The following is a 22,818-nucleotide window of genomic DNA, read 5'->3' as shown; positions in this document are numbered from 1 at the left end:
AGAAACATTCGCGCAGTCGTTTTGCATCGCAAGAAGCATCGTTTCCACACTGACGAAACACGAAAAAAACGTGTGGGATTCGTTATGTCTTCTGTTGGCAGGCGAAACGATCGATCGAGTTCTTTCCACTACCTAGGGCATTTTCTATGACCGAAATGCCCTATTTGTGCTGGGCTTTTTTATACACTAGCACTGGGGTGAATAGTTACGTATTGACAAGATTATATGCGTCTTTAAATTGACCAACAACAGGAACAAAATCGGTGACCGCATCCATTAGTGACTTAGCTAATTCCTGTTTCTTCTTTTCCTCTGCCTCTTTTTGAAGTCTTTGTGCTTCTTTAGATATATCAACTGTTACGCCCTTATTAGCTTTTGATGAGATATAAGACTTTAGACTTCTATAAGTTTGCGCCCCAGCTATACCATCAACAGATATACCAACTAATTTTTGAAAACTTCTTACAGCTCCCTCTGTCTCGGAACCATATACACCATCCACTTTAACATTATATCCTGCCGAATTTAACATTCTTTGTAATTCCTTTACATCTTCTCCTTTGCTTCCTTCTCTAAGCGTCTGACCTGTCCAATGATCATTGCTGCTTGATGAGTTTGATCGGGACACTGTTGTTTGTGTTCTGACATACTTTTGCAGAGCTTGGTACGTTTGTTTCCCCGCAATTCCATCGGCCGTGATTCCAACCTTCTTCTGAAATTCCTTCACAGCCTTCTCTGTATTTGCTCCGTAAACTCCATCAATTCCCCCGGGATTAAATCCGGCTTTATAAAGCCAAGATTGCAATGTCTTCACATAATCATTTCGATCACCTCTTTTCAGCGTTTGCCCACTCCATAGATAATTTGTATAATTTGATGGATAATAGATGATTCTGCTAGCCCCATCTACAACGTACATCATTAGCCCCCCATTTCAAAGCTTTATCCATTCATTCCGATATTAACTGTTTTTGATCGAAAATATTGTCGAAATTTTGTATTAAAACAAAAAAATATTCGCAGTACTATATACATGCTCATTGAAAAGTTAACCTTCGCATAAGCGGTGCCCACTCCGGTTATACTGCTCCTAAGGAAAAGTATGGAAAAGGAGCGGAATTCTGCATGAAACGTCTCAAAATCACCAACGATCACGGATGGACACCTCGGACACTTCGCAAACAGGAACGGAAAATCAAAAACACCCTTCTTCGCCAACGTGTGATGGCCGTCCGCCTGGTCATGGAAGGCTATTTGGGCAAAGAGGTGGCCTCCATGGTCAACGTGTGCCGACAAACTGTTTCCCATTATGTGTCGCTGTTCAACGAAGGCGGTCTGGAGCTCTTGCTTCATCGGGATTTCGCCCCCGGGCGGGAGCCGTTTCTCACCGAAGAACAGCAGGAAGAGATCAAACAGCTTGTGTTGGCCACCACTCCCGTAGAACTGGGCTGGGACGTCGCTTCGGCGTGGAACACCAAACTCCTGCAATCCTATGTCGAAAAGCACTTCGGTGTTTGCATTTCCCACGAAGCGTTGCGAAAACTCCTGCACCGCAAAGGGCTGTCATGGACACGGCCGACCTACACATTAGCGAAAGGCGATCCGGATCGACAAAAGCATTTTGAGAAACAGATCGACTTCATAAAAAAACTTAATGGATCCTGATTCGGTCTTGTTGTACCTTGATGAAACCCATATCCGCTCTTACCGTGTCTTGCGGTCCACATGGTCGGAAGTCGGCCGCCAAAAACAAGTGCCGACGTTCGGCCATCATGCCCACGTATCGCTGTTTGGCGCGGTCAACATCCACGATGGCGAAACGGTGCTTCATCAAACGACCGCTGCCAATGCCGCGACGTTCTTGGATTTCTTGAGAATGCTCAAAGAGCGCTATCCGGACCGTCTCATAGTCTTGGTGTTGGATAACGCCCGCATTCACCATGCCAAAATGGTCAAGGAGTTTTTGCGGGAAGAAGGACAGTGTTTTCACTTTATTTACCTTCCTCCGTATTCTCCGCAACTGAACCCGATCGAACGCTTGTGGAAATGGCTGAAAGACACCGTGATCGCCAATGTGTTTCACAAAAATCGAAACGATATCGTCCAGGCCATTGCTCGGTTTGTCCACTACATCCACGAACGTCCGGAGGAAGTGCTGCAACGCTTAGGGTGTGCAGGATGAGAAGTTAACTCTTTATGTTGCATGTATATAAACACCGTGTTCCGGATTCGTTGACGTGTCCCCGTTGCCAGGCGCCGTCATCCTACCTGTACGCCAACAACGGCGGAAAAGGGCAGTACCAATGCAAAGTGTGCCAATGCCGGTTCAACCATCGAAATCGGTTCAAAAAGCAAGCGGTCTTTCGTTGCCCGCACTGCTTCCAAACGCTTGAGAAAATCAAAGAACGCAAGGACTACTACATCTACAAATGCAAGAACAACGACTGCCCGTTTTACCAAAAGAACCTTCGCCGGATGAGCCAAAAAGAACGCCAACGGTTCCAGCAGAACCCTCAAGCCTTCAAGGTGCGGTATCTGTTCCGTGAGTTTTTGTTTGACTTTCAACCATTGGCCCCATCGTCGCCGAAAAAGCCAAAGGTCGATTTGTCTCGTCTGGCGGTGTCGTCGCACACCCTCGGACTCGTGTTGACGTACTACGTTAACTATGGGATGTCCTCCAGACAGACAGCCGGAATCATGAAGGATGTGCATGGCGTGTCGATCTCCCATCAGACGGTGCTCAACTACGCCAATAGCGTCGCGCTCATGATTCAGCCATTTGTCGACCAGTTCCCGTACGAGCTGTCCGGCTCGTTCTGTGGGGATGAGACGTATATTCGCGTGAAAGGACGCTGGCATTACCTGTTTTTTATGTTTGATGCCGTGAAAAAAGTGGTGTTGTCGTATCGCGTCTCGCCCCACCGGGATGCGTTGTCGGCCATCCGCGCCATCGATGACGTCCTGCGAAAGCTGCCGTCCATCCCGGACGATTTGTCGTTCGTCGTCGACGGCAATCCCATTTACCTGCTGGCGCAGCACTTTTTTGCCCAGCACGGGATTCCGTTTGACGTCCGCCAAGTGATCGGACTGACCAATGAGGATCCGGTGTCCGAAGAGTTCCGCGCGCTCAAACAAATCATCGAGCGATTCAACCGGACGTTTAAAGGCAACTATCGGCCGACTCACGGATTTGGCGCGGAAGAAGGCTCGGTCTCCTTTGTCACGCTGTTTGTGGCGTATTTCAACTTCCTGCGCCCGCACGGTGCACTCGAAGGCCGGGTTCCTGTCGTCATCCCGGAGCTCGCCGATCTGCCCCATATGCCGGCCCGGTGGACGAAGCTGATCGCCATGGCTCAAGATTTCCTCCAACAAGAGGCAGCCTAACTTTTTTGTCCGCCGGAGCCCATGGATCAGAAGAACAGCCGGATTCGGCGAAGCGAACCCTTGACCAACCGAACCTCGTCAAAGGTAAAATTCGGTAAGGGCAAGGGCGGCTTTCCTATGCCCTCTTTTTTGTCCCCGTCGCCCTTGACGTCCCTTTCACACCTTTGGCGGGTGTTGGTCAAGGGCGAATCCGGCTCCAAGGATGCCTTACGATGCTCCATGGGATGGCGGATGTGGAGTTTTCATAAAACTTTTGACGCTACCTAAGTTATTACCTCAATAGATTAATTAATCTTTGTAAAAACAGCGGGCCTCCACTCGGAAGCCCGCCTTTTTCCATTGTTTACACCGTCGGTTTTTCCGTTGTCACATACGTCCCAGCGATAAAATCGTGAATCGACCGTTTGTCTTCTCTTGCAGCTACCATAATCGCACTAATAATGAGACCAATGCCAAACGTGATAAAGTATACGAGTCCACCAACGAACGAGCGCAAAAACATCGTGCCGATGCCGACTTTTCCGCCGTTGACTTTCGCAATCCGGATGCCAAGCATCCGCTTGCCGACCGTATATCCGTACCAAACAGCCGGAACGATTAACGCGTAAAGGATGTTCGCTAATGACGTAAACCAGTTCGTTTCCCAACTGCCAGTGATGAAATAGCCGATGATCGAAATCGGAATGCCAACGACAATCGCATCCAACAAGTTAGCCAACAGCCGCTTCCAAAATCCAGCCGGATTCGTCACCGCCATATGTCTTCCCTCCTGTTGCCTTTTCTATATTGTATTCGCAATCAACAGCGTAATTGTCTTTATTTTAACCTGAATTGTGGAAAGGAATCTATACTATAGTTTGGTGTTTGCCGCCATTATTGGGCGGCAGGAGTGAATGCGTCTTTTCACGATCCGTAAAAAAGATAGCCCAAAAGGCCATTTTTGCAACCGAGACACAGTTGGCTGCCGTGCCGTTTCATACATAAAGAAAAAGCAGCTTGTGAAGCGGATCGATCATCCGATATAGGCGGCTTTTCCCCTCGTTTAGCCAAGCTTGGCCACCACCGCCGAAAAGTCGTCCGGAAGCGGCCCCTTTTGGGAAAAATGGCGGCGCAAGCAGGCTGTCAGCGCCCGCTCGTCCAAGGAAACATAGGAAGCCAGCGCGTTGCGGAACGCCTCGATATTTTCCCGGACCGAACCCGGTCCTCCTTCAATCGCCCCATCCGAGTACAACACGAGCGTCGCCCCCGATTCGTAGCGCAGCCGGCCGCTGTCGACAAAAAGGCGCGGAAGCATCCCGATCGGCGCGCAGCCGCGGTCCAACTCCGCCACCGTTCCGTCCGGTTGAAACAAAAACCCCGGCGGATGGCCGGCTGATGCATATTCAATCATCCGTTCCTTGACATCCACAAGAACATACACGGCGGTGAAATAATACGTCATCCGCCCGTTTTCATGGTACAACTGGCGCATATGGCGGTTCAACTCGCGAAACACTTCCGGCGGAACGATCCCTTTGCGGATGACGCCGTTTAAGAGCGAGCGGACCGACATGCAAATGAGTGAAGCCGCTGCCCCATGACCCATCACATCCATTAAAAAAATGCCGTACCGCTGTTTGTCGATCGGATACCAGGCGTACATATCGCCCCCCCAGCTCCCGCGATGGGATGTACGTTCCGGCAATCTGGATTCCTTTGGCCGACAACGGCTTGCTCAACACGCGCTTTTGCACCTCGCGGGCCAGCCGCAAGTCATCTTTCATCGCTGCGATGTATGGGTTCTCATAAGTTGGACCGGCAAATAAAAACAAGTAAAAAGCGATTCCTCCATCATGGCCGGGCACAGCCCGCACCGTCGTCTGCCTGACATAGACCGAACCGTTTTTCCGCCGCCAGCGCACCCACCCCCTCCATTCTCCACTTTCCCCAGTTCCCGCTTGAATCACCTCATAAAGCCAGGCCTCGTAATAACCCGCGTAAAGCGCATGCAGCGGCTGACCGACAATCTCTACACCATGGCCAGTGATTTTTGTGAACGCCGGATTGACAAACTGAACGACAAACTGGCCATCGGTTACGAGCATCGCCTGTTCCATCGCTTTGTACACTTGCTCAGCGAGCTGCCGTTCATTCTCGTTTCGCTTTGCTTCTGTCAGATCAGCGACAACTCCGCTGACGAGCCTCACTTCCCCGAATTGGCCAAGCACAGGAAACGTCCGTTCAAGCACCCAGCGGACGGAGCCATCCCGCTGATTGATGATGCGATACGTTTGGGCACCCGCATCCGCCCCCGAAAGAAGCGACCATTTTCTTTCCGCCTTGGCGCGGTCATCCGGGTAGGACACTTTTGCCCATATGTCTTGATCGCGGTAAAAGTCGTCCGGAGGCAGGCCGTACAGCTGCTCGCATGATGACGAAATGAACAAGAGCCGCCTTTGTTCCGGCGCTGCGAGCCAATACACATAATCGCCCGGCCCAACGAATACATTCATTTTTTCCAAGCCGAGAAGCAACTCTCGCCACGCGAGGTGGTCATAACGTTGAACATGTTCCCAAAACCCATCCACCATAGAACGTCATTCTCCACTGAAATAATCCATGGCTTCCTTCTCTGTGGCAAATAGTTTGATAAACGAAGAAAATTTGACGATATGGAAAATTTCTGCAAGCGACCCTTCCACTCCGGCAATGACCAACTCTTTTTGTCGGGCTCTCGCCGCCATGACGCTGTCAGCGATGACCCCGAGTCCGGCGCTGTTAATGTATTTGACCCCCTCCATGTTGACGATCAATTGGTCCGCTCGTTTGTCCAGCAACTTTTCCAGCGCTTGACGGAACGATTCGACATTGTTTAAGGTAATATCTTCTGCCCATGTCAGCGTGCAAATTGCCCCTTGTTTTGTCTCCATCTTGTTTCCTCCAATAGTCACTCTTTTTTTTTGCATTTGCACATGCAAAACAAGACGTTGTTTCCCGCTTGCTTCACGTATACATCGTCGACGATATGGGTGATCAGCTGCAGCCCCCTGCCGCGCGGCCCAGTGTTGACGACATCAGTTTGGGCTACGGAGAAGCATCCTCCTCGCTGTTTGACAATGATCATAAACTGTCTCGCATCAATTTTCCAAAATATCCTAAATGGCAGTTTTCTCGTTTTTTGACAATATTCATACGCATTCGTGCACGCTTCCTCTGTCGCGAGCCGAAGAAAAAGGCAATCGCGCGGCAAAAACCCCATTCTCTTCGCCAGTTCCTCGGTAATGTCCATCGCTTTTAAAATGTCCGCCGTTTTCACGATCGCCATCGTTCGGATCATGGCCTTGGGCTTCATCGGCATTCCCCTATCCTTGTTATGCTTATGCGCCGGCCAAAGCAACATGGCAGCTTTTCCACTATCCCACGTTCCAGCGCTGGGGAAAACGGATTCGAATGCTATTTTTCTCCTTTATTGTTCCATCTATTGAAAAATAGTTCTTATTTACTACAATTCATTATAATACAAAATGAGGCTCATTCCAATTTCCTACATCCAAAAAAAAGACATCATGGCATCCATCGTCCAATGATGTCCCCTTATCGGCGCTGCCGGCGGTGGTTTAGTTGATACACAAGGGCGATCAACTGCGACCGGTCATTGACGCCAATTTTTTGAAAAATGTTCGTAATATGATTTTTCACGGTATGGACGCTAATGAACAGCCGTTCTGAAATTTCGCGATTGCTGCAGCCTTGAATGAGCAGCTCCAATACATCCATCTCCCGGGCTGTCAACTGCTCGGACAACATGTCGATATTGACCGTCCCATCATTTCCACCGTGAGCCTTGCCGCTGATCATCATCGCCCCAATCGCGGCCAACGCCGTCATATACACTTCCGCCTCTTTCGCTTCCCTTTCTTTCTTTATATGAACGGCGAGAACGCCATAGCGGCCATCGCTGACGAAAAACGGCACTTCCATCACCGATTTGCCCTCAACATCAAGCAGCGCCGGCACCTCGCTTTTCGCCTTTTCGCCGTGGCAGCCATAGCGGCGGCAGACATCATCCCGATAACGAACAGCCATTTCTACGTCCATCGCTCCTTCGCGGACAACAGCTGTTTGGCCATCGCTAGACCATACCACGCAGACGAAATCGCCGTAAGCAAGCTCCGCGGCAAATTCGGCCATGATCCGGATGATGTCTTCCTCCTTCTGCACCACACGCATGGCCCGTCCAATTTCCACCAACATCGACAGGCGCATCAAATGGCGGTCCATTTTCATATCGGCCTCTGTACATTTAGCCAGGAGCAGCCAATGTTGAACGAGGGCGGAGCCGACCGAACGAAGCGCCGCTGGCAGTGAAGAGGCCGCCTCGCTGCCGATCATGACCCATCCTTCTATTGTTTTCCCGTACATCGCCGGATACGCAATCATCGCTTTCGGGCGGATGCCATGGCGGACAAAAAAGGAAAAGCGTAGATCCAAAGCGGCATCTTGAACGTAAACCGAACGAAGCGGCGGCTCCGAAGACGAAAGCGGCGGAAACAGCGCATCGATCATTTTGCCGCGCAGTTTTCCAGCCTTTTCCCCGCTTGCCGCCGCCACCATCCATCCTTGCGGACATTTGGCGATATACAACGCCATATCGACGCGTTCATCGAACGCTCGCAACTCAAAAAGCAGCTTATCCACGTCCGCTAGGGCGGAGCTGTCCGTGACCACTGCTTCGAGCCGTTTTCCGTATTCACAGCATTGTTGCTTGCGGCGCTCGCCGCTGATTAATTCCCCACATATGACCGCCATCTTTTCGATATCTTTTAACTTCGCTTCGACCGCCCGCGCCGGCAACGCCGCCGCCTGTTCGATCGCTGACGTCCATTCTCCAGTGTCCATCAGCGGTTGTTCGCAAATGAGCCATTTCGTTTCTTCCTCGATAAACACGCCCGCCCAAATCCAATATTCCGCCTTCTCATCGACAAACACCGGAGCAACGATGCTCTTCATGCCAAAACGCCCGACCGGCACGACCGATGGACGCTGCCATCCGTCCATGACAAGCTCCTGCGGGCAGAAAAACGATGGCGCTTCCCTTTCAGCGGCAAACAAAACGAGCTCCGCCAGCTCGGTCATATTCGATACTTTCGTCACGGGAGCGCCGTGATCATCGACGATCAGCATGCTCAACCCCGTCAATGCCGCGTATGCATCTTGAATATATTGCAACGATTCACAGATCACCACGCCTTCAACTCTCCTACAATACATTTTTATCCTTATCTATTATGGACAAACCATTTGCAAGAAATCAAGCATGAGCCCCCTCACAACAAAAATAAACCGGCGTGGGATCCCTACGGACGACCCACGCCGGAACGAATCTTTTGAAACGGACAAAGGGCGACAAGCGCAGACCATTCGGAGAAAAGGCGTCACCAGTCAATGCGCAATTCAAGGGTGGCGAGGCAATCAGCCAGCTGCCGCTTAATCTCCGCCAATGCAGCCTCCGTCTTGGCTTCTGCACGCAACACAAGAATCGGCTGCGTGTTCGACGGCCGCACCAACCCCCAACCGTTAGGGAACTGGATGCGGGCGCCGTCCACATCGACAACAGGGAAACGGCCGGCAAATTTCTCTTTTACTCTGGCAATGGCGGCCGCTTTTTTCTCTTCCGGGCAAGCGACGCGCGTCTCCGGCGTCGCGGCGTACCGTGGCACATCGGCAAACCACTCGGACAGCCGGCGCTCATCGTGAGACAGTAATCGAAGCAGGCGCCCAGCGGCGTACAGCGCATCGTCATAGCCGTAAAACTCATCATTGAAGAACAAATGGCCCGACATTTCACCGGCAAATGGAATCTCCGGACGACGGCGCAGCGTCGCTTTGACGTGCGAATGGCCGGTGCGATGGAAGAACGGTTTCCCGCCGAGCCGCTCAATTTCCTCAACAAGCGCTTGCGAGCATTTTACTTCAACCGGCGCGTCGGCTCCCGGATGGCGCTTCAAAATTTCGCGCCAGAACAGCACCATCAGTTGGTCGCCCCAACGGATCGCACCCGTTTCATCCACGACTCCGATCCGGTCGCCGTCGCCGTCAAACGCGATGCCAAGATCCGCCTGCTCCTTGCGCACCATCTCAATCAAGTCCGTTAAGTTCTCCGGCACGACCGGGTCCGGATGATGATTCGGAAACGTCGGATCGGATTCACAGTAAAGCGGGATGACATCGCATCCCCACTCTTTGAGCACTTGTGGCGCAATGACCGATGGGGTGCCGTTGCCGCAGTCGACGACGACCTTCAGCTTGCGCGGACCGAGCTTAATTTTCTCCTTCAACATCTTGATATAGGCCGGAGCAATGTCAAGCGTTTCCTCGCGCCCGCGTGCTGTTTCAAGACGCGGCTGTTCCTGGCTGAGCCGCTCCATCACCCGCCGCAGCGCCTGAATGCGCTCGCCGTAAATCGTCGTTTTTCCCATAGCGATCTTAAACCCGTTCTCATCCCCTGGGTTATGGCTGGCGGTGATGATCATGCCGCATGGAATGTTCGTGTAGTATAAGCTGTAGTAAAACATCGGCGTCGTCGAAAGTCCAATATCGACGACATCGCAGCCGCCATCGAGCAGCCCATCTTTGAGCGCCCGATGCAAGCCAGGCGATGACAGACGATTGTCATGACCGACAACCGCCCTCTTCTCTCCTTCCTTTTGCATCATGTCGGCAAAGGCCCGTCCGAGCCAATACGCGAACGACTCATCGAGCTCCTCTCCGGCTCGTCCGCGGATGTCGTATTCTTTAAACACGTGTGCCGGCCATGCGAACGGTTTCGTTGTTGACGTATTCATCGACAACCACCTCCACCGAAATCGATTGAGCGATTGCTGCTGTTAACAAGTACGACAATGTTGACTCCGCCCCCCGATTCGGGTTCGGGCCGTTCGGGCCAAGCCCGTCGCAGCAACTGCCGTCGCTTGGGTCGGCAAGCGGCGCGTTGCCGTCGTTTTGTCCGTAAAACCAAGCGAGGCAGCGGCGGACGACGCCGCGATAACGCTCGTCGTCCGTTGCCCAATACGCTTCGCGCGCCGCCAAAGCGAGCTTCATCACATCAAGCGGCTGTTGATCCCAATCGGCGCGGTAGCGGCGGCTGCACCAGCCGCGGTTGCCGACCGGACGGATGACACCTCCCGGTCCGCTCATTTTTTCAATAAGGAAAGCAAGGCTTTTTTCCGCCACTTCCTTCACCTCATCCCGAGGCGCGCGCCGATATGCCGTCCAAAGCGCCCACGGCAGCACCCCGTTGGCGTACGTCAACTCCGGCTCATACCAATACCAATCGTCGCCAGCATGCTCCCAATACGCCGCAAGCAGCCGCTGCTCAAGCCGTGCAGCCAAAGCTGCCACTTCCTCTTGATCGACGCCAAGCGGGCGTCCTTCTGTCAATAAGACGCCGCAAGTGGCCACCCCCCAGGCGACGCCGCGCAGCGAACGAAGCTCCCAAGCCGCCGGCATGGCCCGCCGCAACATATCTGCTGCCGCCTCGCGCCGCGCCGGATCGCTGAGGCGAACGTAAGCCAACGCCGTCGCCCAAAACGACCGCCCGAAGCAGTCGTCTGACGGCGTTTCCTCTTCTTTTGTCCGATCGAAGAAAAAGTTGTTATGGAACGTGCCATCATCGTTTTGCGCCCAAAGCAAAAACGCCAAATACCGGTCAAGCAAACGGTGCAGCCGCTCTTTCTCTCCTTTGTCTTCACATAGCGCCATCCATTCCAGGCACGCCCAGATGGCGCGGGCGTTGTCATCGGTCGAATAACCCTCGCGACGGCGCGGGATGCGGCCAAGGCTATGCTCAAGCAATCCGGTGTCGTCAGTCATGCGCTCGAGATGGTCGAACTTAATGACTGACGGTGCCAATGGTCTTCACCTCCCCACGTTTCGCGTCGCACATGCGCGCAAACAAGGCGACATGCTGTTCGCCGACGCGCGGCCAATGCGTGTTTGCCCCGATTTGGCGCACCTTTTCCTCCCATCGCTTCAGCGCCGCCTCGTCGGCCAACAGCTGCCCGAGCCGCTCTTCCCAGGCGGTCGTATCGCCATACGGCAACAACAGCTCTTCACAACCTTGCAACAAATCGCGCGCATGCTCATACGGCGTCGAAACGACCGGACGGCCGACGCCGACCGCATAGGCAAGCGTGCCGCTTGTGATTTGCTGCATGCCCGGGTACGGGGTGACGTATAGATCGCACGCCGTCAAATAATCGATCAATTCCTCTTCGCTGAAATACCGATCTTCCATGTAGACATGGAGCTCAAGCCCTAAACGGTGAATGAGCGATTTCAACTCCTCGCGATATGCTTCTCCTTCCCTCTTTTTCACTTCTGGGTGCGTCTGTCCGGCAATGACATACAGCGCTTCCGGCACCTTGCGCACAACGCCCGGCAATGCGGCCAAGACCGATTCAATCCCTTTGCCGCGGCTGAGCAGCCCAAACGTCAACATCACTTTGCGGCCGCTGAATCCGAGGCGTCGGCGAAGCGAATCGCGATTTTCGCTGCTTGGGCCTGGAGCACCGTGCGGAATGTAGACAATTTTTTCTTCCGGCAGGCCAAACGCTTTGACCAAATACGGAATCGCCTGCCGGTTCATGACGATGATCGCATCGCTTGCCGCCGCGATTTTCTCTTGAATCGGGCGATACGGCAACGGCGGGTCGGCAAACACCGTATGGAACGTCGTTACGAGCGGCTTGTTGAGCGCGGCGATGAAATCAAGAATGTATTCGCCCGCCTCGCCGCCGAAAATGCCGAACTCATGCTGCAATAAAACGACGTCGATGTCGCTTTCATTCACCCTTTTGGCCATCTCGGCATACGCCGCGCGGTTTTGCGCCGGAAGCGGCCAATACGCCGGGTTGTGGCGATAGGCGTCATCGCCGTCGCTTTCGTTGTACAACACGATGACGCGGTCGCCGTCGGACGGGCCCCGGACGCCGTCAATGCTTTGTCGCAAATGTTCCGTAAACGTCGCCAGCCCGCACCGCCGCGGCGGGTACGTGCTGACGTAGGCAATTCGAATCATGCTTGCACCGCCTCCTTGAACTGATTAATAATCGAATCTTCGAACACTTCTCCCGCCGGCGTCACCGTCCGATAGCCGAAAATGCTGTTTTGCAAACGGCTGCGGTCACGAATGACAGAGCGGTCCCAAACGATTGTCTGCGCGCAATGGACGCGGGCGCCAATTTGGCAGCGGTCGCCGATGACCGCATTCGGGCCAATGACAGCCTGCGGACCGATTTTCACGTGGTCGCCGATGAGCACAGGCGGCACAAACAAGACGCCAGACCCAATCTCCACGTTTTCACCAACAAACACGCCCGGTTGAATTTCACGTCCTTTGAGCGGAATCGGAAACTCCCGGCTCAACGCATCCCAATGCACTTGGCGGTAGCGGGCCGGCGTCCCCATATCACGCCAGTATCCGGTGCTGACGATGCCATATACACCGACATTCTTCTCGATCAGCAGCGGGAATGTTTCGCGTTCAATCGATACTTCCCGCTCAGCCGGAATATAGCGCATCACGTCCGGCTCGAAAATATACATGCCGGCATTGATGCGGTTCGATGGCGCTTCTTCGCGGCGCGGCTTTTCGACAAAGCGTAAAATTTGCCCACGATCGTCTTGTTCGACCACCCCATAGGAAGAAGGATCGTCTACTTCCGTTAAGACAATCGTCGCCAAACCGCCATGTTGACGATGGAAATCAAGCAGCGGGATCAATTGCGGCAAATGCACAATGTCGGCGTTAAACACGAGAAACCGTTCCTTCAGCCAGCGCTCGGCGTTTTTGATCGCCCCAGCCGTTCCGAGCGGGAACGGTTCGAGCGCGTATGTAATCTTGACGTTCCAGCGCTTCCCATCTTCGAAATAGCGACGGATCACTTCTGAACAATGATGTGCGGCGATGACAAATTCGTTGACTCCTTGGTCGCGAAGATGAACGATGAGGTGTTCAAGCCATGGCCGGTTCGCAATCGGGGCCATCGGTTTGGGGATGTTTTCGGTCAATGGACGAAGACGCGTACCTAATCCTCCTGCCAGCAACAATGCTTTCATTTCGTCATCCCTCCATATCTTTTTTTCACAAAAATAGACACCTTTTTTGACGGATGAACGAGAAAATGAAAGTAGTTCATAGATTGCTAGCACTCGGCTGCGATGGTTGCTAATAATAATATACATAATATTCCTCCTTCTATGCAAGCGAAATAATTGTCGGATGGTGTCGATGAGGAATGATTGATGCTTGCAAATTTCAAAACTTTCATTTTCTCGTTCTTCTTTTTCTTTGCGGTATAATGAGTATCGTTAATGCTATATATATGTGAGGGAGGAGGAGAATACGCCATGATTTCTTCATCATCTTTCCGTTACCATGTTGGCATTGCCGGTGCCGGCGCATTCGCTGAATTTCTCGCCGGCGCGCTCGCCCCGCTTCCTTCCTTCCATCTCGCCGCTGTCGCCGGGCGGACGGACGAAAAACGCCAGCGCGTCATCGACGCCTATCGCCGCCGTCAGGCACAGGCGGGCGACGTGCGCGAATACCGCGAAGCTGAAGAATTGATCGTTGACCCGCATGTTGACATCGTCATTCTCACCACCCCGCCGCATTTGCACGCCCCGCTTGCCAAGCGGGCGCTTGAGGAAGGCAAACATGTGTTGCTTGAAAAGCCAGGCGGCCTCACCGCCGAGGCGCTGCGGGCGAACATCCAGCTCGCCGCCCGCCAAAACCGGGCGTTGGCGGTCAATCTCGTCCTTCGCTACCACCCGCTCGCAGAAGCCGTCAAGCAACTCATCCACCGCGCGTTTCTTGGCCCAGTGGACTACGCAAGCCTTCACAACGCGGCTCACCGCGTCGCCAAAGGCCATTGGTTTTGGGACGAGCGGCGAAGCGGAGGCATTTTCATTGAACACGGCGTCCACTTTTTTGAAGTCGGCCGCCACTGGTTCGGTGAAGCCGTCACGGCACAAGGATTCGCTTTGCGGGAACAGGACGGCACGCAGCCGCGCGTCGGCGCCACGGTGATTCATGAAAACAACGGCCGGCGCATCCCCGTCCATTATTACCACGGCTTTACGATGGACCCTGCCGCTTCAGAATCGACGCACTGGGACATTCATACGAAACGCGGCCGCATCGTGCTTGACGGCTGGATTCCGACGCAGCTGTCCGTCTCCGGCCTCGTCACTGACGAGGAGGCAGCCTGCATTGACGCCTGGCTTGACGCCATCCCGACAAAGCCGTCGGCTGACGCTATCGAACAACTGCAGCAAGCGGCCGACCGGCTGTTGCCGCCCACGGAACCTTCAGCCGCTCCGCGCCGCCCATACGAGCGCACCGTGGTGCTCTCGGACCGCCACGGCTGGTACGAAGCGATCGCTCAAACGCGCTTTCTTGATTTTTGCCGTTTGATCGAGAACCCGAGCTGGCGCGTCCTCGTCACCGCTGAAGACGCCGCCGCCGACCTCTCCTTGGCCGAAACGTGCACCGTGACGGATAAAGCAGTCGACCCACTTGACATCCGCTAACTGCTGACACCAAAAGAGCCTGGTGCGGCCACATGGCAAACGGCCGCAACCAGGCTTTCTTCACCTCAATCGTCGATAGATCTCGGTCTCATCAGAACGTCCAAAACGCCCTTCTGCGCTTCCCCCTCAACCAACAACGCCTCAACAGTCGGAATGTCCGCCGGCGCCCACTCAAGCGAGCGCAATGCTTGAAGCGGCACCCACCGAAGCTCAGCATGCTCCCGCGCCCGCGGCTCCCCATCGACTAAGCGGGCTTCATCCTATTTCGCGCAGGAGACTCCCACTTCAACGACCAAAGGGAGTAAGTGGGAGAGGAATGCGCGTTCCCCTTTTCTTTTGTGTATGATATAATAAAGGCGTGGAGAAAACCGTTTAATAAAGGCACTCCAATAACTGCTACTCGATGTATGGAGTTGGTTACAGGAAACGTTGTAACCGTAAAACATCGAGCGTAGATCCGTCTGTTGTGTGTGGAAGCCAAGTACTGCCAACAGACACACCGAGAGAATCGGTAACGATGCAGGCATGACCTGCGTCGTTGGGTAGTTGTCAACCTGCCCTGATGCAACCCCAAGTCAAGGAAGGAGGACGAAGTCCGCTTGTACTTCTGGGGAGTTGCAAGCCCCCACTTCAAGCGTTAGCTAAGTGGGGGTAGTTGACACGTCCGCAAATGCACGATGGCGTGTTCATACTCATGGAACACATCAGCCAACAACTCACCGACCGAAATGGTGCAGCCAAGCTCCTCGCGAATTTCCCGAACTAAAGCGTCTTCGGTCCGCTCCCCCTCTTCCACTTTGCCGCCCGGAAACTCCCACACGTTGGGCAGCGACATGTTCGGCGCGCGCAAGGCGCATAGGATGTCCCCGCGTTCATTGCGAATGGCTGCCCCGACGACATAGATGGTTCGTTTCATGACGACCGGCTCCTTGTTATGATCTCCCAACCATTGTAGCAAAAACTTGGCTCTTCACCAAAAGTTGTACTTGATTTTTTCTGAACATCCCCTATTTACGCTTGTGAGGGAACATCAGCACTTTTTTCCTATCCTTGTCAGGAAACCGTTGTCAAGTACATGTTGTGGTGAGTAGCCAAAAACTTCCCTATTTTCCGAAATAATGTAACCATTTTCGGTGTTATGTTACTCTCAACAGTAGAATCATGACAGGCAAAGGTCGGGACGGCATCGTTCCCGCCTTTTTAATTAAGAAGGACGGAACCTTTTCACCAGGTGCTCCGTATTCTCAACTGAAATCGCTGACAAGGGGGAGAACGTGTTGTTCAAAAAACTGTTAAGTTCGATCGGCATCGGTGCCGCCACTGTTGATACGAAGCTCGCCAAAGCGCAATATGTCCAAGGCGAAACCGTCGAAGGGGTTGTCGACATTCGCGGCGGCAGCGTCGAACAGCACATTGATGAAATTTACTTGGCATTAGTCACAACGTACATCCGCGAAATCGATGATAAGAAATTTGAAGAAAAAGCCGTGCTGGCGCGCTACAAAGTGAGCGGCCCGCTGACGATCGCGCCGAACGAAACGAAAACGATCCCGTTTCAATTCGCCTTGCCGTACGACGTACCGGTCACGCTCGGTTCTTCGCGGGTATGGCTGCAAACCGGCCTTGACATTAAAATGGCGCTCGACCCGCAAGACCGCGACTATCTCACCATCGAGCCGCACCCGCTTGTCGCCGCGTTTCTCGAGGCGGCCCGCCAATTAGGTTTCCGCCTTCGCCATGTGCAATGCGAACAAGCGCCGCGCTATTGGCAACGGCGGCTGCCGTTTGTCCAAGAGTTTGAATTCAAGCCGGCAAGCGGACCGTTTAAAGGCCGACTTGACGAACTGGAGGCCATTTTCTTTGTCTCCGAGCATGGGGTTGAAGCCATTTTAGAGATTGACCGCAAAGCGCGCGGGTTTGCTGGATTGCTCGCAGAGGCGCTTGACATGGACGAAACGTTCGTCCGGTTTGCCTACGGACCGAACGATGCTCCTTCCTTGCCTCAGCTTTTGGCAGACGCCCTTCAGCGCTACAGCTAAAAACAGCGCTGTTCGCGCAAAGCCAAGAAAGTTCGTTCGGACCAATCAAACAAAATCGCCTGCTTCGCTGCCTGGCCCTGCAAACTTTCAACTTGCACTGTCCATCGTCTTCGCAAAAAGCGGCTATGGACAAACAATTGTCCCGACTAGCATAAAGGGAGCGGCGCAACAGTCCGCTGTTGGGCCGACCCCCGTTTCGTTTCACTCCTTCAGAAAATCAGGGTCTTCGTAGCGCGGATTCGGATAGCGGTAGAAGCCTTCCCCCGTTGTGACCCCAAGCTTTCCTTGATCGATAAACTCCGTTTTCAATCGTTCCGCCAATCTCCGCGCCTCCTCATCACCCGCTTTCGCTTTGGCGCTGACGATGTTGTAAACCGTATTGATGCCGACGACGTCCATGATCGCAAACGGCCCCTTCGGCGAGCCGGTGGCGATCATCCACGTTTTGTCGATAATTTCCGGATCAGCGACATCCCGGATGTACAAACTTTGCGCTGCATCCAGAAACGGCACGAGCAGCGAGTTCAAAATGTAGCCGGGCTGCTCTTTATGCAATGGCAGCGGCACCATCCCGATCGCCCGGGCAAACTCGATGACCGCTTGAAACACCTTCTCGTCCGTTCCTGGATGCTTCATCACTTCCGCCGTGTTGTGGAGCCAAATCTCATTCGCAAAATGAAGGGCCAAAAACTTTTCCGGCCGTCCGGTCGCCTCCGCGAACTGGCTCGGCAACATCGTTGATGTGTTCGTCGCAAAAATCGTTTTCTCCGGCGCGCACTGCCCGAGCTTTTTGTAAAACTCCATCTTAATGTCCGCGACTTCTGGAACAGCCTCAATGACCAAATCGGCATCACGCACCGCTTCGGCCAAATCGGTATAATAGGAAATCCGCTCGTACGCAGCGCGGACGTCCGCTTCGGAAGCGCCCAAATCTCCCTGATAGCGCTTCATCAATTCCTGAAAGCGTCCTTTTGCCTTTTCAATCGCTTCATCATTGATGTCGTATACAGATACCTCAAATCCTTTAAACGCCGTTTGAAACGCGATTTGGCTGCCTAACACGCCGCTTCCGGCGACAGTAATATGTTGGAAATCCATTGTTCATCCCTCCAATGTGATTCGTTCGACGTTTCGGTCATCCTACTTGGAAATACATCGGCGGTTTTTCATTTCCACCCTGCCCCTTCGGTAGCCGTTCATCTATGACGAGGTGTCATCTGCCTGCTTTATTATTCCCCATATGGCTCCGCATATGGCTTCGTTCCGATCCAAATGTCGGCGTCTTATACAGCTGGCACCTTTTTCGGCCTTTCCCGAAACGCACAAAAAAATGGTACAATAGCCTTTGGCGGTTTTCCCCACGATATTCACCATTTTGGAGGAGTTAGCTATGCAAAACATCGCCGGAAATTCGCAAAACGGTCATTCTTCACGCCCCGATTGAACGTGTATGCGAAACGCCCGTTTCCTTCATTAGGAAGCGGGCGCTCCTTTTTATTATGTGGATTTAACGAGCAGTGCGCAACACTCCACATGCGCCGTATGCGGAAACATGTCCACCGGTTGGACAGTTTTCAACACATAGCCGAACGGGGCTAGCTCCGCAATATCAGCCACAAACGTCTCCGGATTGCAGGAGACATACACGACCCGCTCCGGCTGCGCCCGGCCGATTTTGCGCATCACTTTTCCGCCTGCGCCAGAACGTGGAGGATCCAAAAGCAGCAGCTCCGGCCGCCCGAACTGTTCCAACACTTCATCAATCCCGCGCCGCGCATCCCGAGCCAAAAAGTACGTATTGTCAATGCCGTTGTCTTTCGCGTTTCGTTTGGCCGACTCGATCGACGTTTCAACAATTTCAATGCCAGCTAACGCTTTGACCCGTTTCGCAAACGGCAGGGAAAACGTCCCGACTCCGCAAAAGAGATCGATCATTTTCTCATGGGGCTTGGGCTCGCCCATCTCCAACGCCAGTTCAACCAATTTGGCCGCCTGCACCGGGTTCGTTTGGAAAAACGTATCAAACCAAAGACGGTAGCGGAACCCGCACAATTCATCGTAAATGAAATCCCGTCCAGCCAGCACGTGCGTTCGTTCCGCCTGGGTGCGGTCGGCCCACGCCCGATTCTCCAGCCAAAGCAAACTTTTCACGTCCGGGAGCACCTTCGTGATCCGCTCCGTCAAATCAGCCGCCGCTTCTTTCAACTCCCCTTCCGGCGCCTCGGTCGCAAAGAGCGCCACCATCACCTCTCCTGTCGCAAACGACTCGCGCACCATGACGTGGCGAAGCAGCCCTTCATGGGTGTCTTTGTGATACCCAGGCAGCTGATGATCGCGCGCCCAACGCGCCACTTCCATAGCGGCTTTGACGATCTTCTCGCCGGCAATGAGACATGTCTCCAACGAAATCACTTGCCGGAAATTCCCTTGCTCGTGCAGTCCAAGCAGGCCCTCAGGAGAGAACGTAAACTCCATTTTATTGCGGTAATGCCACGGATGTTCCATCCCGATCGTCTCGCGCACAACGTCCGGATCAAATCCGTGCTGGGCAAGCAGCGCCTTCACCTGTTCGGTCTTATGCCGCAGCTGTCCCTCATAGCGCCAGTGCTGCCAGACACAGCCGCCGCAGCGGTCAAAGTGCGGACACGGCGGATCGAGCCGCTCTGGATGCCGCTCGATCACTTCTTCCACTCGGGCATGGGCCCTCCGGCGTTTCGGCCAATCGATCAAAACCCGCACCCTTTCACCAGGAAGCGTGGACGGAACAGTGAGTTTGAGCTTTTTTCTCCTCCCTTCTTCTTCCTGCCAAACGACCGCTTGTCCCGCTCCTTTTTTATCCAACTGATGAATGTCCGTAATGAATGATTGTTTTGCGCTGTCTGTCAACGGCTTTCCTCCTTCCGAGATGAACGATGTTGTCACCCTTTATGTATTGTACACGATCAGTGGACGAATCCAAAGAAACTTCGCGCCAAACTCCAAAAGAAAGGCACCAAGTCAGCGAAACGCCTGCTTAAAAAGCGTTCCAAGAAGGAAAAACTATTTGCCCGTGATGTGAACCACTGCATTAGCAAGAAGATTGTTGAAAAGGCAAAGGCACTCGGATGCGGCATTGCCCTTGAAGATTTAAAGGGCATCCGCCAACGCACCGAGAAAACGGTTAAAAAGCAACAGCGTCGTCAACACTCTTCTTGGTCTTTTTATCAGTTGAGAAAGTTTATTGAGTATAAAGCGGCGATCGCTGGCGTGCCGGTGGTATTGGTTCATCCAAAAAATACTTCCCGCACCTGTCCGGTTTGCGGACATGTGGCCAAAGAAAACAGACCGTCAAGGGATCAGTTTTGTTGTCGAGCTTGTGGGTACGCTGCCCCTGCCGACAACGTGGCTGCGGAAAACATCCGCAGGGCTGCTGTCAACCAGCCGAACGCGGCAGCCAATTAGGCTAGTTGCAAGCCCACGGCTTTAGCCGTTGGGTAGTTGACACAGTCGTTCGCAAGATTATGGATGACGGGTGGGAGAACATTGTCAACCAAAAACTTCCCGCATATCTCGAAGGATAAACGAACCGTTTCCACGCCGAAGCACGATGTGTTTCACGCCATCGCCAATCCAACCCGCCGCCAGATGTTGCAGCTGCTCGCGGACAACGAATTGTCGATTGCCGCGATTGCCAAATCCTTCCCGATCAGCCGCACAGCTGTCAATAAACATCTTCGTGTGCTTTCGGAAGCAAGGTTGGGCAGCTGTCGGAAAACGGGACGCGAAACAAGGTACAGGCTGGAGCCCGAACCTCTCGTCGAACTGAAAACGTGGCTTTCCTTCTTTGAAGGGTATTGGGATGAACGGCTTGCGGCTCTCAAGCGTATGGTGGAAGCGGATGAGGAGCCATCATAATGGCAAAATCGCATGAATTCACGGGGGGCAAGATGGTTCGAGGATGCCCGTCCTAGAGAATGTCTAACGAAAGTGTTCCTTATCCATATAGATGATGATGAAAAAAGGGTGTCCCGCTGCATCCGGGACACCGTCGACTCCAACCAATCAACCTGTTACAATGCCTTCTCTTTCTTTTCTTCCCATCTCTTATATCCATTTTCCCAGAATTTCGCGTTCTTGATTCCGTATTTCGACGCGTTGAACTCCGGATCTTTCCCTTGCTTCAGCTGTTCTTCGTAATCTTTCAAGGCCATATAGGCCGGTTTAAACAACAACAAGATCGCAATCAAGTTGAGCCACACCATGATGCCAAGCCCGATGTCGCCCATCGCCCACGCCGTCGTCGCCGTTTTGACCGTTCCATAGAACGTGGCCGCCAAAAAGATGAGCTTCAAGGCAAAGAAGGCCGTTCCCCTCTTTTCACTGCGCACCAAATAGGCGAGGTTCGTCTCGGCAATATAGTAATACGCGTACATCGTCGTAAACGCGAAGAAGAACAGAGCGATCGCAATAAAGGCCGACCCGAATCCCGGGAAGAGCGTGTCCACCGCCGCCTGCGTATACCCTGCGCCCGGTTCCACCCCTTTCAAATGCTCGACAATCGTCTCTCCCGTTTTTTCATTGATCACATTGTATTGACCTGTAAACAAAATCATCAGCGCCGTCGCCGTCACGACCAAGAACACGTCCAAATAGATCGAAAATGCCTGCACAAGCCCCTGCTTCGCCGGGTGGGACACTTCCGCCGCCGCTGCCGGGTGGGCGCCCGTCCCTTGCCCCGCTTCATTCGCATAAAGGCCGCGTTTGACCCCCCACATCACCGCCGAACCAAGAATACCGCCAAACACTTGATCAGCGCCAAACGCGCTTTTGAAAATCAAACCAAACACATCCGGGACTTTTTCAATATTGGCCGCAATAATGGCAATCGCGACCAACAAATAGCCAACTGCCATAAACGGCACGACAATTTCCGCCGTTTTCGCGATCCGCTTCACTCCGCCAAAAATCGTAAAGCCAAGAACGGCAATCACGAAAATTCCCGTCACCAATTTCGGAATGCCAAACGCATTCGAAAAGCTGTCGGCAATCGAGTTTGCTTGAATTCCGGGCATCAGCACCGCCATCGAGAGAATAATCGCCGCGGCGATCACCACCGCAAACCATTTCCAGCCAAGGCCTTTTTCAATGTAGAACGCCGGACCGCCGCGGTATTGTCCGTCTTGTTCCTCTTTATAAATTTGCGCCAGCGTCGACTCGACATACGCGGTCGCCGCTCCGATAAAGGTGATCACCCACATCCAAAAGACCGCGCCCGGCCCCCCGTACGCAATCCCCGTCGCCGTCCCGGCCACGTTCCCGACACCGATGCGGCCGGACAACGACATCGTCAACGCCTGGAAAGAAGACACCCCGGCCTCAGAGCTTTTCCCCGTCGTCACAAGCCGGACCATCTCTTTCACATGGCGGATTTGCAGAAAACGGGTGCGAATGCTAAAATACAAACCGCAACAAACAATGAATGCAATCAAAAAAGGACTCCATAGCCACCTGTTCACCGTTTCTACAAGCTTTTCAATCAACCCAATCCCTCCTATGCCAGCTGATTATTTTTGTTGTACAACATAAAACTTAAATAATATTATAAATATTACACATTTCAGCTTCAATAATTTTTTCATATATCATTCTTTTTTGCATTTTCTTTATATTTCCTGCGCTTGTCCTCGTGTAGAAAAATGAACGACTTTCTTCGCTTTTGTGACATACTCCCACCACCTACGCTTCGCTTAGAGGTGGGGGCTTCTCGGGTAATCCCATCTCATGATGGGAAGTTGACCGAGCGATCCCCGTGTGCCCCACGGTTCGAGGACAAATTAGACGATCG

17 protein-coding genes and 4 pseudogenes are annotated in these 22,818 nt (G+C 53.2%); 7 read left to right on the top strand and 14 right to left on the bottom strand.

The annotated features are described in order from the left end of the window. Nucleotides 1-205: 205 nt before the first annotated feature. The gene (locus ETC02_RS18225; protein ID WP_050368176.1) at nucleotides 206-919 is read right to left on the bottom strand and encodes a peptidoglycan-binding domain-containing protein; all 714 of its coding nucleotides are present in this window, start codon (nucleotides 917-919) and stop codon (nucleotides 206-208) included. 206 nt (nucleotides 920-1,125) lie between these two features. Here ETC02_RS18225 and ETC02_RS13825 point away from each other — a divergent pair, with 206 nt between their 5' ends. The 3 genes and pseudogenes from ETC02_RS13825 to ETC02_RS13815 all read left to right on the top strand — a co-directional run. Next, nucleotides 1,126-1,665: an IS630 family transposase gene (locus ETC02_RS13825; protein WP_050368175.1), complete on the top strand. Its 540-nt coding sequence runs from the start codon at nucleotides 1,126-1,128 to the stop codon at nucleotides 1,663-1,665. Further along, nucleotides 1,655-2,182, top strand: a complete 528-nt coding sequence (locus ETC02_RS13820) for an IS630 family transposase (RefSeq protein ID WP_050368174.1) — start codon at nucleotides 1,655-1,657, stop codon at nucleotides 2,180-2,182. Before ETC02_RS13825 ends, ETC02_RS13820 begins: the two co-directional genes overlap by 11 nt. Before the next feature lie 29 nt (nucleotides 2,183-2,211). Then, nucleotides 2,212-3,384: pseudogene (locus ETC02_RS13815) on the top strand (IS6 family transposase); the annotation flags it as partial. A gap of 343 nt (nucleotides 3,385-3,727) precedes the next feature. Here the strand turns inward: ETC02_RS13815 and ETC02_RS13810 are convergent. The 9 genes and pseudogenes from ETC02_RS13810 to ETC02_RS13770 form a co-directional block, all read right to left on the bottom strand. Further along, nucleotides 3,728-4,141, bottom strand: coding sequence for an RDD family protein (locus ETC02_RS13810; protein WP_013522922.1), 414 nt, complete (start codon nucleotides 4,139-4,141; stop codon nucleotides 3,728-3,730). Between the two features lie 285 nt (nucleotides 4,142-4,426). Further along, nucleotides 4,427-5,954: pseudogene (locus ETC02_RS18420) on the bottom strand (PP2C family protein-serine/threonine phosphatase). A 6-nt stretch (nucleotides 5,955-5,960) separates the two neighbouring features. Continuing rightward, nucleotides 5,961-6,293 carry an STAS domain-containing protein gene (locus ETC02_RS13800; RefSeq protein ID WP_050368172.1) on the bottom strand — a complete coding sequence of 111 codons (333 nt, stop codon included), beginning with the start codon at nucleotides 6,291-6,293 and terminating at the stop codon, nucleotides 5,961-5,963. A gap of 17 nt (nucleotides 6,294-6,310) precedes the next feature. Then, nucleotides 6,311-6,715 (bottom strand): ATP-binding protein, encoded by a 405-nt coding sequence (locus tag ETC02_RS13795; protein ID WP_031212548.1) that lies wholly within the window; start codon nucleotides 6,713-6,715, stop codon nucleotides 6,311-6,313. A 242-nt stretch (nucleotides 6,716-6,957) separates the two neighbouring features. Then, complete coding sequence (locus tag ETC02_RS18220; RefSeq protein WP_050368171.1) at nucleotides 6,958-8,610, bottom strand: helix-turn-helix transcriptional regulator; 1,653 nt, start codon at nucleotides 8,608-8,610, stop codon at nucleotides 6,958-6,960. A 188-nt stretch (nucleotides 8,611-8,798) separates the two neighbouring features. After that, nucleotides 8,799-10,208: a phosphomannomutase/phosphoglucomutase gene (locus tag ETC02_RS13785; protein ID WP_050368170.1), complete on the bottom strand. Its 1,410-nt coding sequence runs from the start codon at nucleotides 10,206-10,208 to the stop codon at nucleotides 8,799-8,801. Beyond that, nucleotides 10,159-11,274, bottom strand: coding sequence for a hypothetical protein (locus tag ETC02_RS13780; RefSeq protein ID WP_011229866.1), 1,116 nt, complete (start codon nucleotides 11,272-11,274; stop codon nucleotides 10,159-10,161). Before ETC02_RS13780 ends, ETC02_RS13785 begins: the two co-directional genes overlap by 50 nt. Further along, the gene (locus ETC02_RS13775) at nucleotides 11,255-12,442 is read right to left on the bottom strand and encodes a glycosyltransferase family 4 protein (RefSeq protein WP_011229865.1); all 1,188 of its coding nucleotides are present in this window, start codon (nucleotides 12,440-12,442) and stop codon (nucleotides 11,255-11,257) included. Before ETC02_RS13775 ends, ETC02_RS13780 begins: the two co-directional genes overlap by 20 nt. Further along, a complete protein-coding gene (locus ETC02_RS13770) occupies nucleotides 12,439-13,482 on the bottom strand; it encodes a nucleotidyltransferase family protein (protein WP_011229864.1) in 1,044 nt (347 codons plus the stop codon). The genes ETC02_RS13775 and ETC02_RS13770 overlap by 4 nt, the downstream gene beginning before the upstream one ends. A gap of 291 nt (nucleotides 13,483-13,773) precedes the next feature. Here ETC02_RS13770 and ETC02_RS13765 point away from each other — a divergent pair, with 291 nt between their 5' ends. Continuing rightward, the gene (locus ETC02_RS13765) at nucleotides 13,774-14,955 is read left to right on the top strand and encodes a Gfo/Idh/MocA family protein (protein ID WP_050368169.1); all 1,182 of its coding nucleotides are present in this window, start codon (nucleotides 13,774-13,776) and stop codon (nucleotides 14,953-14,955) included. Between the two features lie 661 nt (nucleotides 14,956-15,616). On the opposite strand, the pseudogene ETC02_RS13760 reads toward ETC02_RS13765, so the two are convergent. Beyond that, nucleotides 15,617-15,871, bottom strand: a pseudogene (locus ETC02_RS13760) ((deoxy)nucleoside triphosphate pyrophosphohydrolase); the annotation flags it as partial. Nucleotides 15,872-16,229: 358 nt separating this feature from the next. On the opposite strand from ETC02_RS13760, the gene ETC02_RS13755 reads away from it, so the two are divergent. Further along, on the top strand, nucleotides 16,230-16,994 hold the full coding sequence (locus tag ETC02_RS13755; RefSeq protein WP_171698352.1) for a sporulation protein: 765 nt from the start codon (nucleotides 16,230-16,232) through the stop codon (nucleotides 16,992-16,994). A 201-nt stretch (nucleotides 16,995-17,195) separates the two neighbouring features. Here the strand turns inward: ETC02_RS13755 and ETC02_RS13750 are convergent, their stop codons facing one another. Then, complete coding sequence (locus ETC02_RS13750) at nucleotides 17,196-18,092, bottom strand: 3-hydroxyacyl-CoA dehydrogenase (RefSeq protein WP_050368168.1); 897 nt, start codon at nucleotides 18,090-18,092, stop codon at nucleotides 17,196-17,198. Nucleotides 18,093-18,491: 399 nt separating this feature from the next. Then, entirely contained in the window at nucleotides 18,492-19,880 is a 1,389-nt protein-coding gene (rlmD, locus tag ETC02_RS13745; RefSeq protein ID WP_050368167.1) for a 23S rRNA (uracil(1939)-C(5))-methyltransferase RlmD, read from the bottom strand. 75 nt (nucleotides 19,881-19,955) lie between these two features. Between rlmD and ETC02_RS13740 the strand changes: the two are divergent. Then, a pseudogene (locus ETC02_RS13740) lies at nucleotides 19,956-20,435 on the top strand (RNA-guided endonuclease TnpB family protein); the annotation flags it as partial. Between the two features lie 81 nt (nucleotides 20,436-20,516). Continuing rightward, the gene (locus ETC02_RS13735; RefSeq protein WP_050368166.1) at nucleotides 20,517-20,888 is read left to right on the top strand and encodes an ArsR/SmtB family transcription factor; all 372 of its coding nucleotides are present in this window, start codon (nucleotides 20,517-20,519) and stop codon (nucleotides 20,886-20,888) included. Between the two features lie 155 nt (nucleotides 20,889-21,043). Here the strand turns inward: ETC02_RS13735 and ETC02_RS13730 are convergent, their stop codons facing one another. Next, nucleotides 21,044-22,513, bottom strand: a complete 1,470-nt coding sequence (locus tag ETC02_RS13730; protein WP_050368165.1) for an alanine/glycine:cation symporter family protein — start codon at nucleotides 22,511-22,513, stop codon at nucleotides 21,044-21,046. Nucleotides 22,514-22,818: the final 305 nt, after the last annotated feature.

The organism is Geobacillus sp. DSP4a (assembly GCF_013096875.1).
Classification (GTDB): Bacteria; Bacillota; Bacilli; order Bacillales; family Anoxybacillaceae; genus Geobacillus; species Geobacillus thermophilus.
The sequence above is the reverse complement of the archived record's forward strand: the minus strand, read 5'-3'. Positions and strand labels throughout refer to the sequence as shown.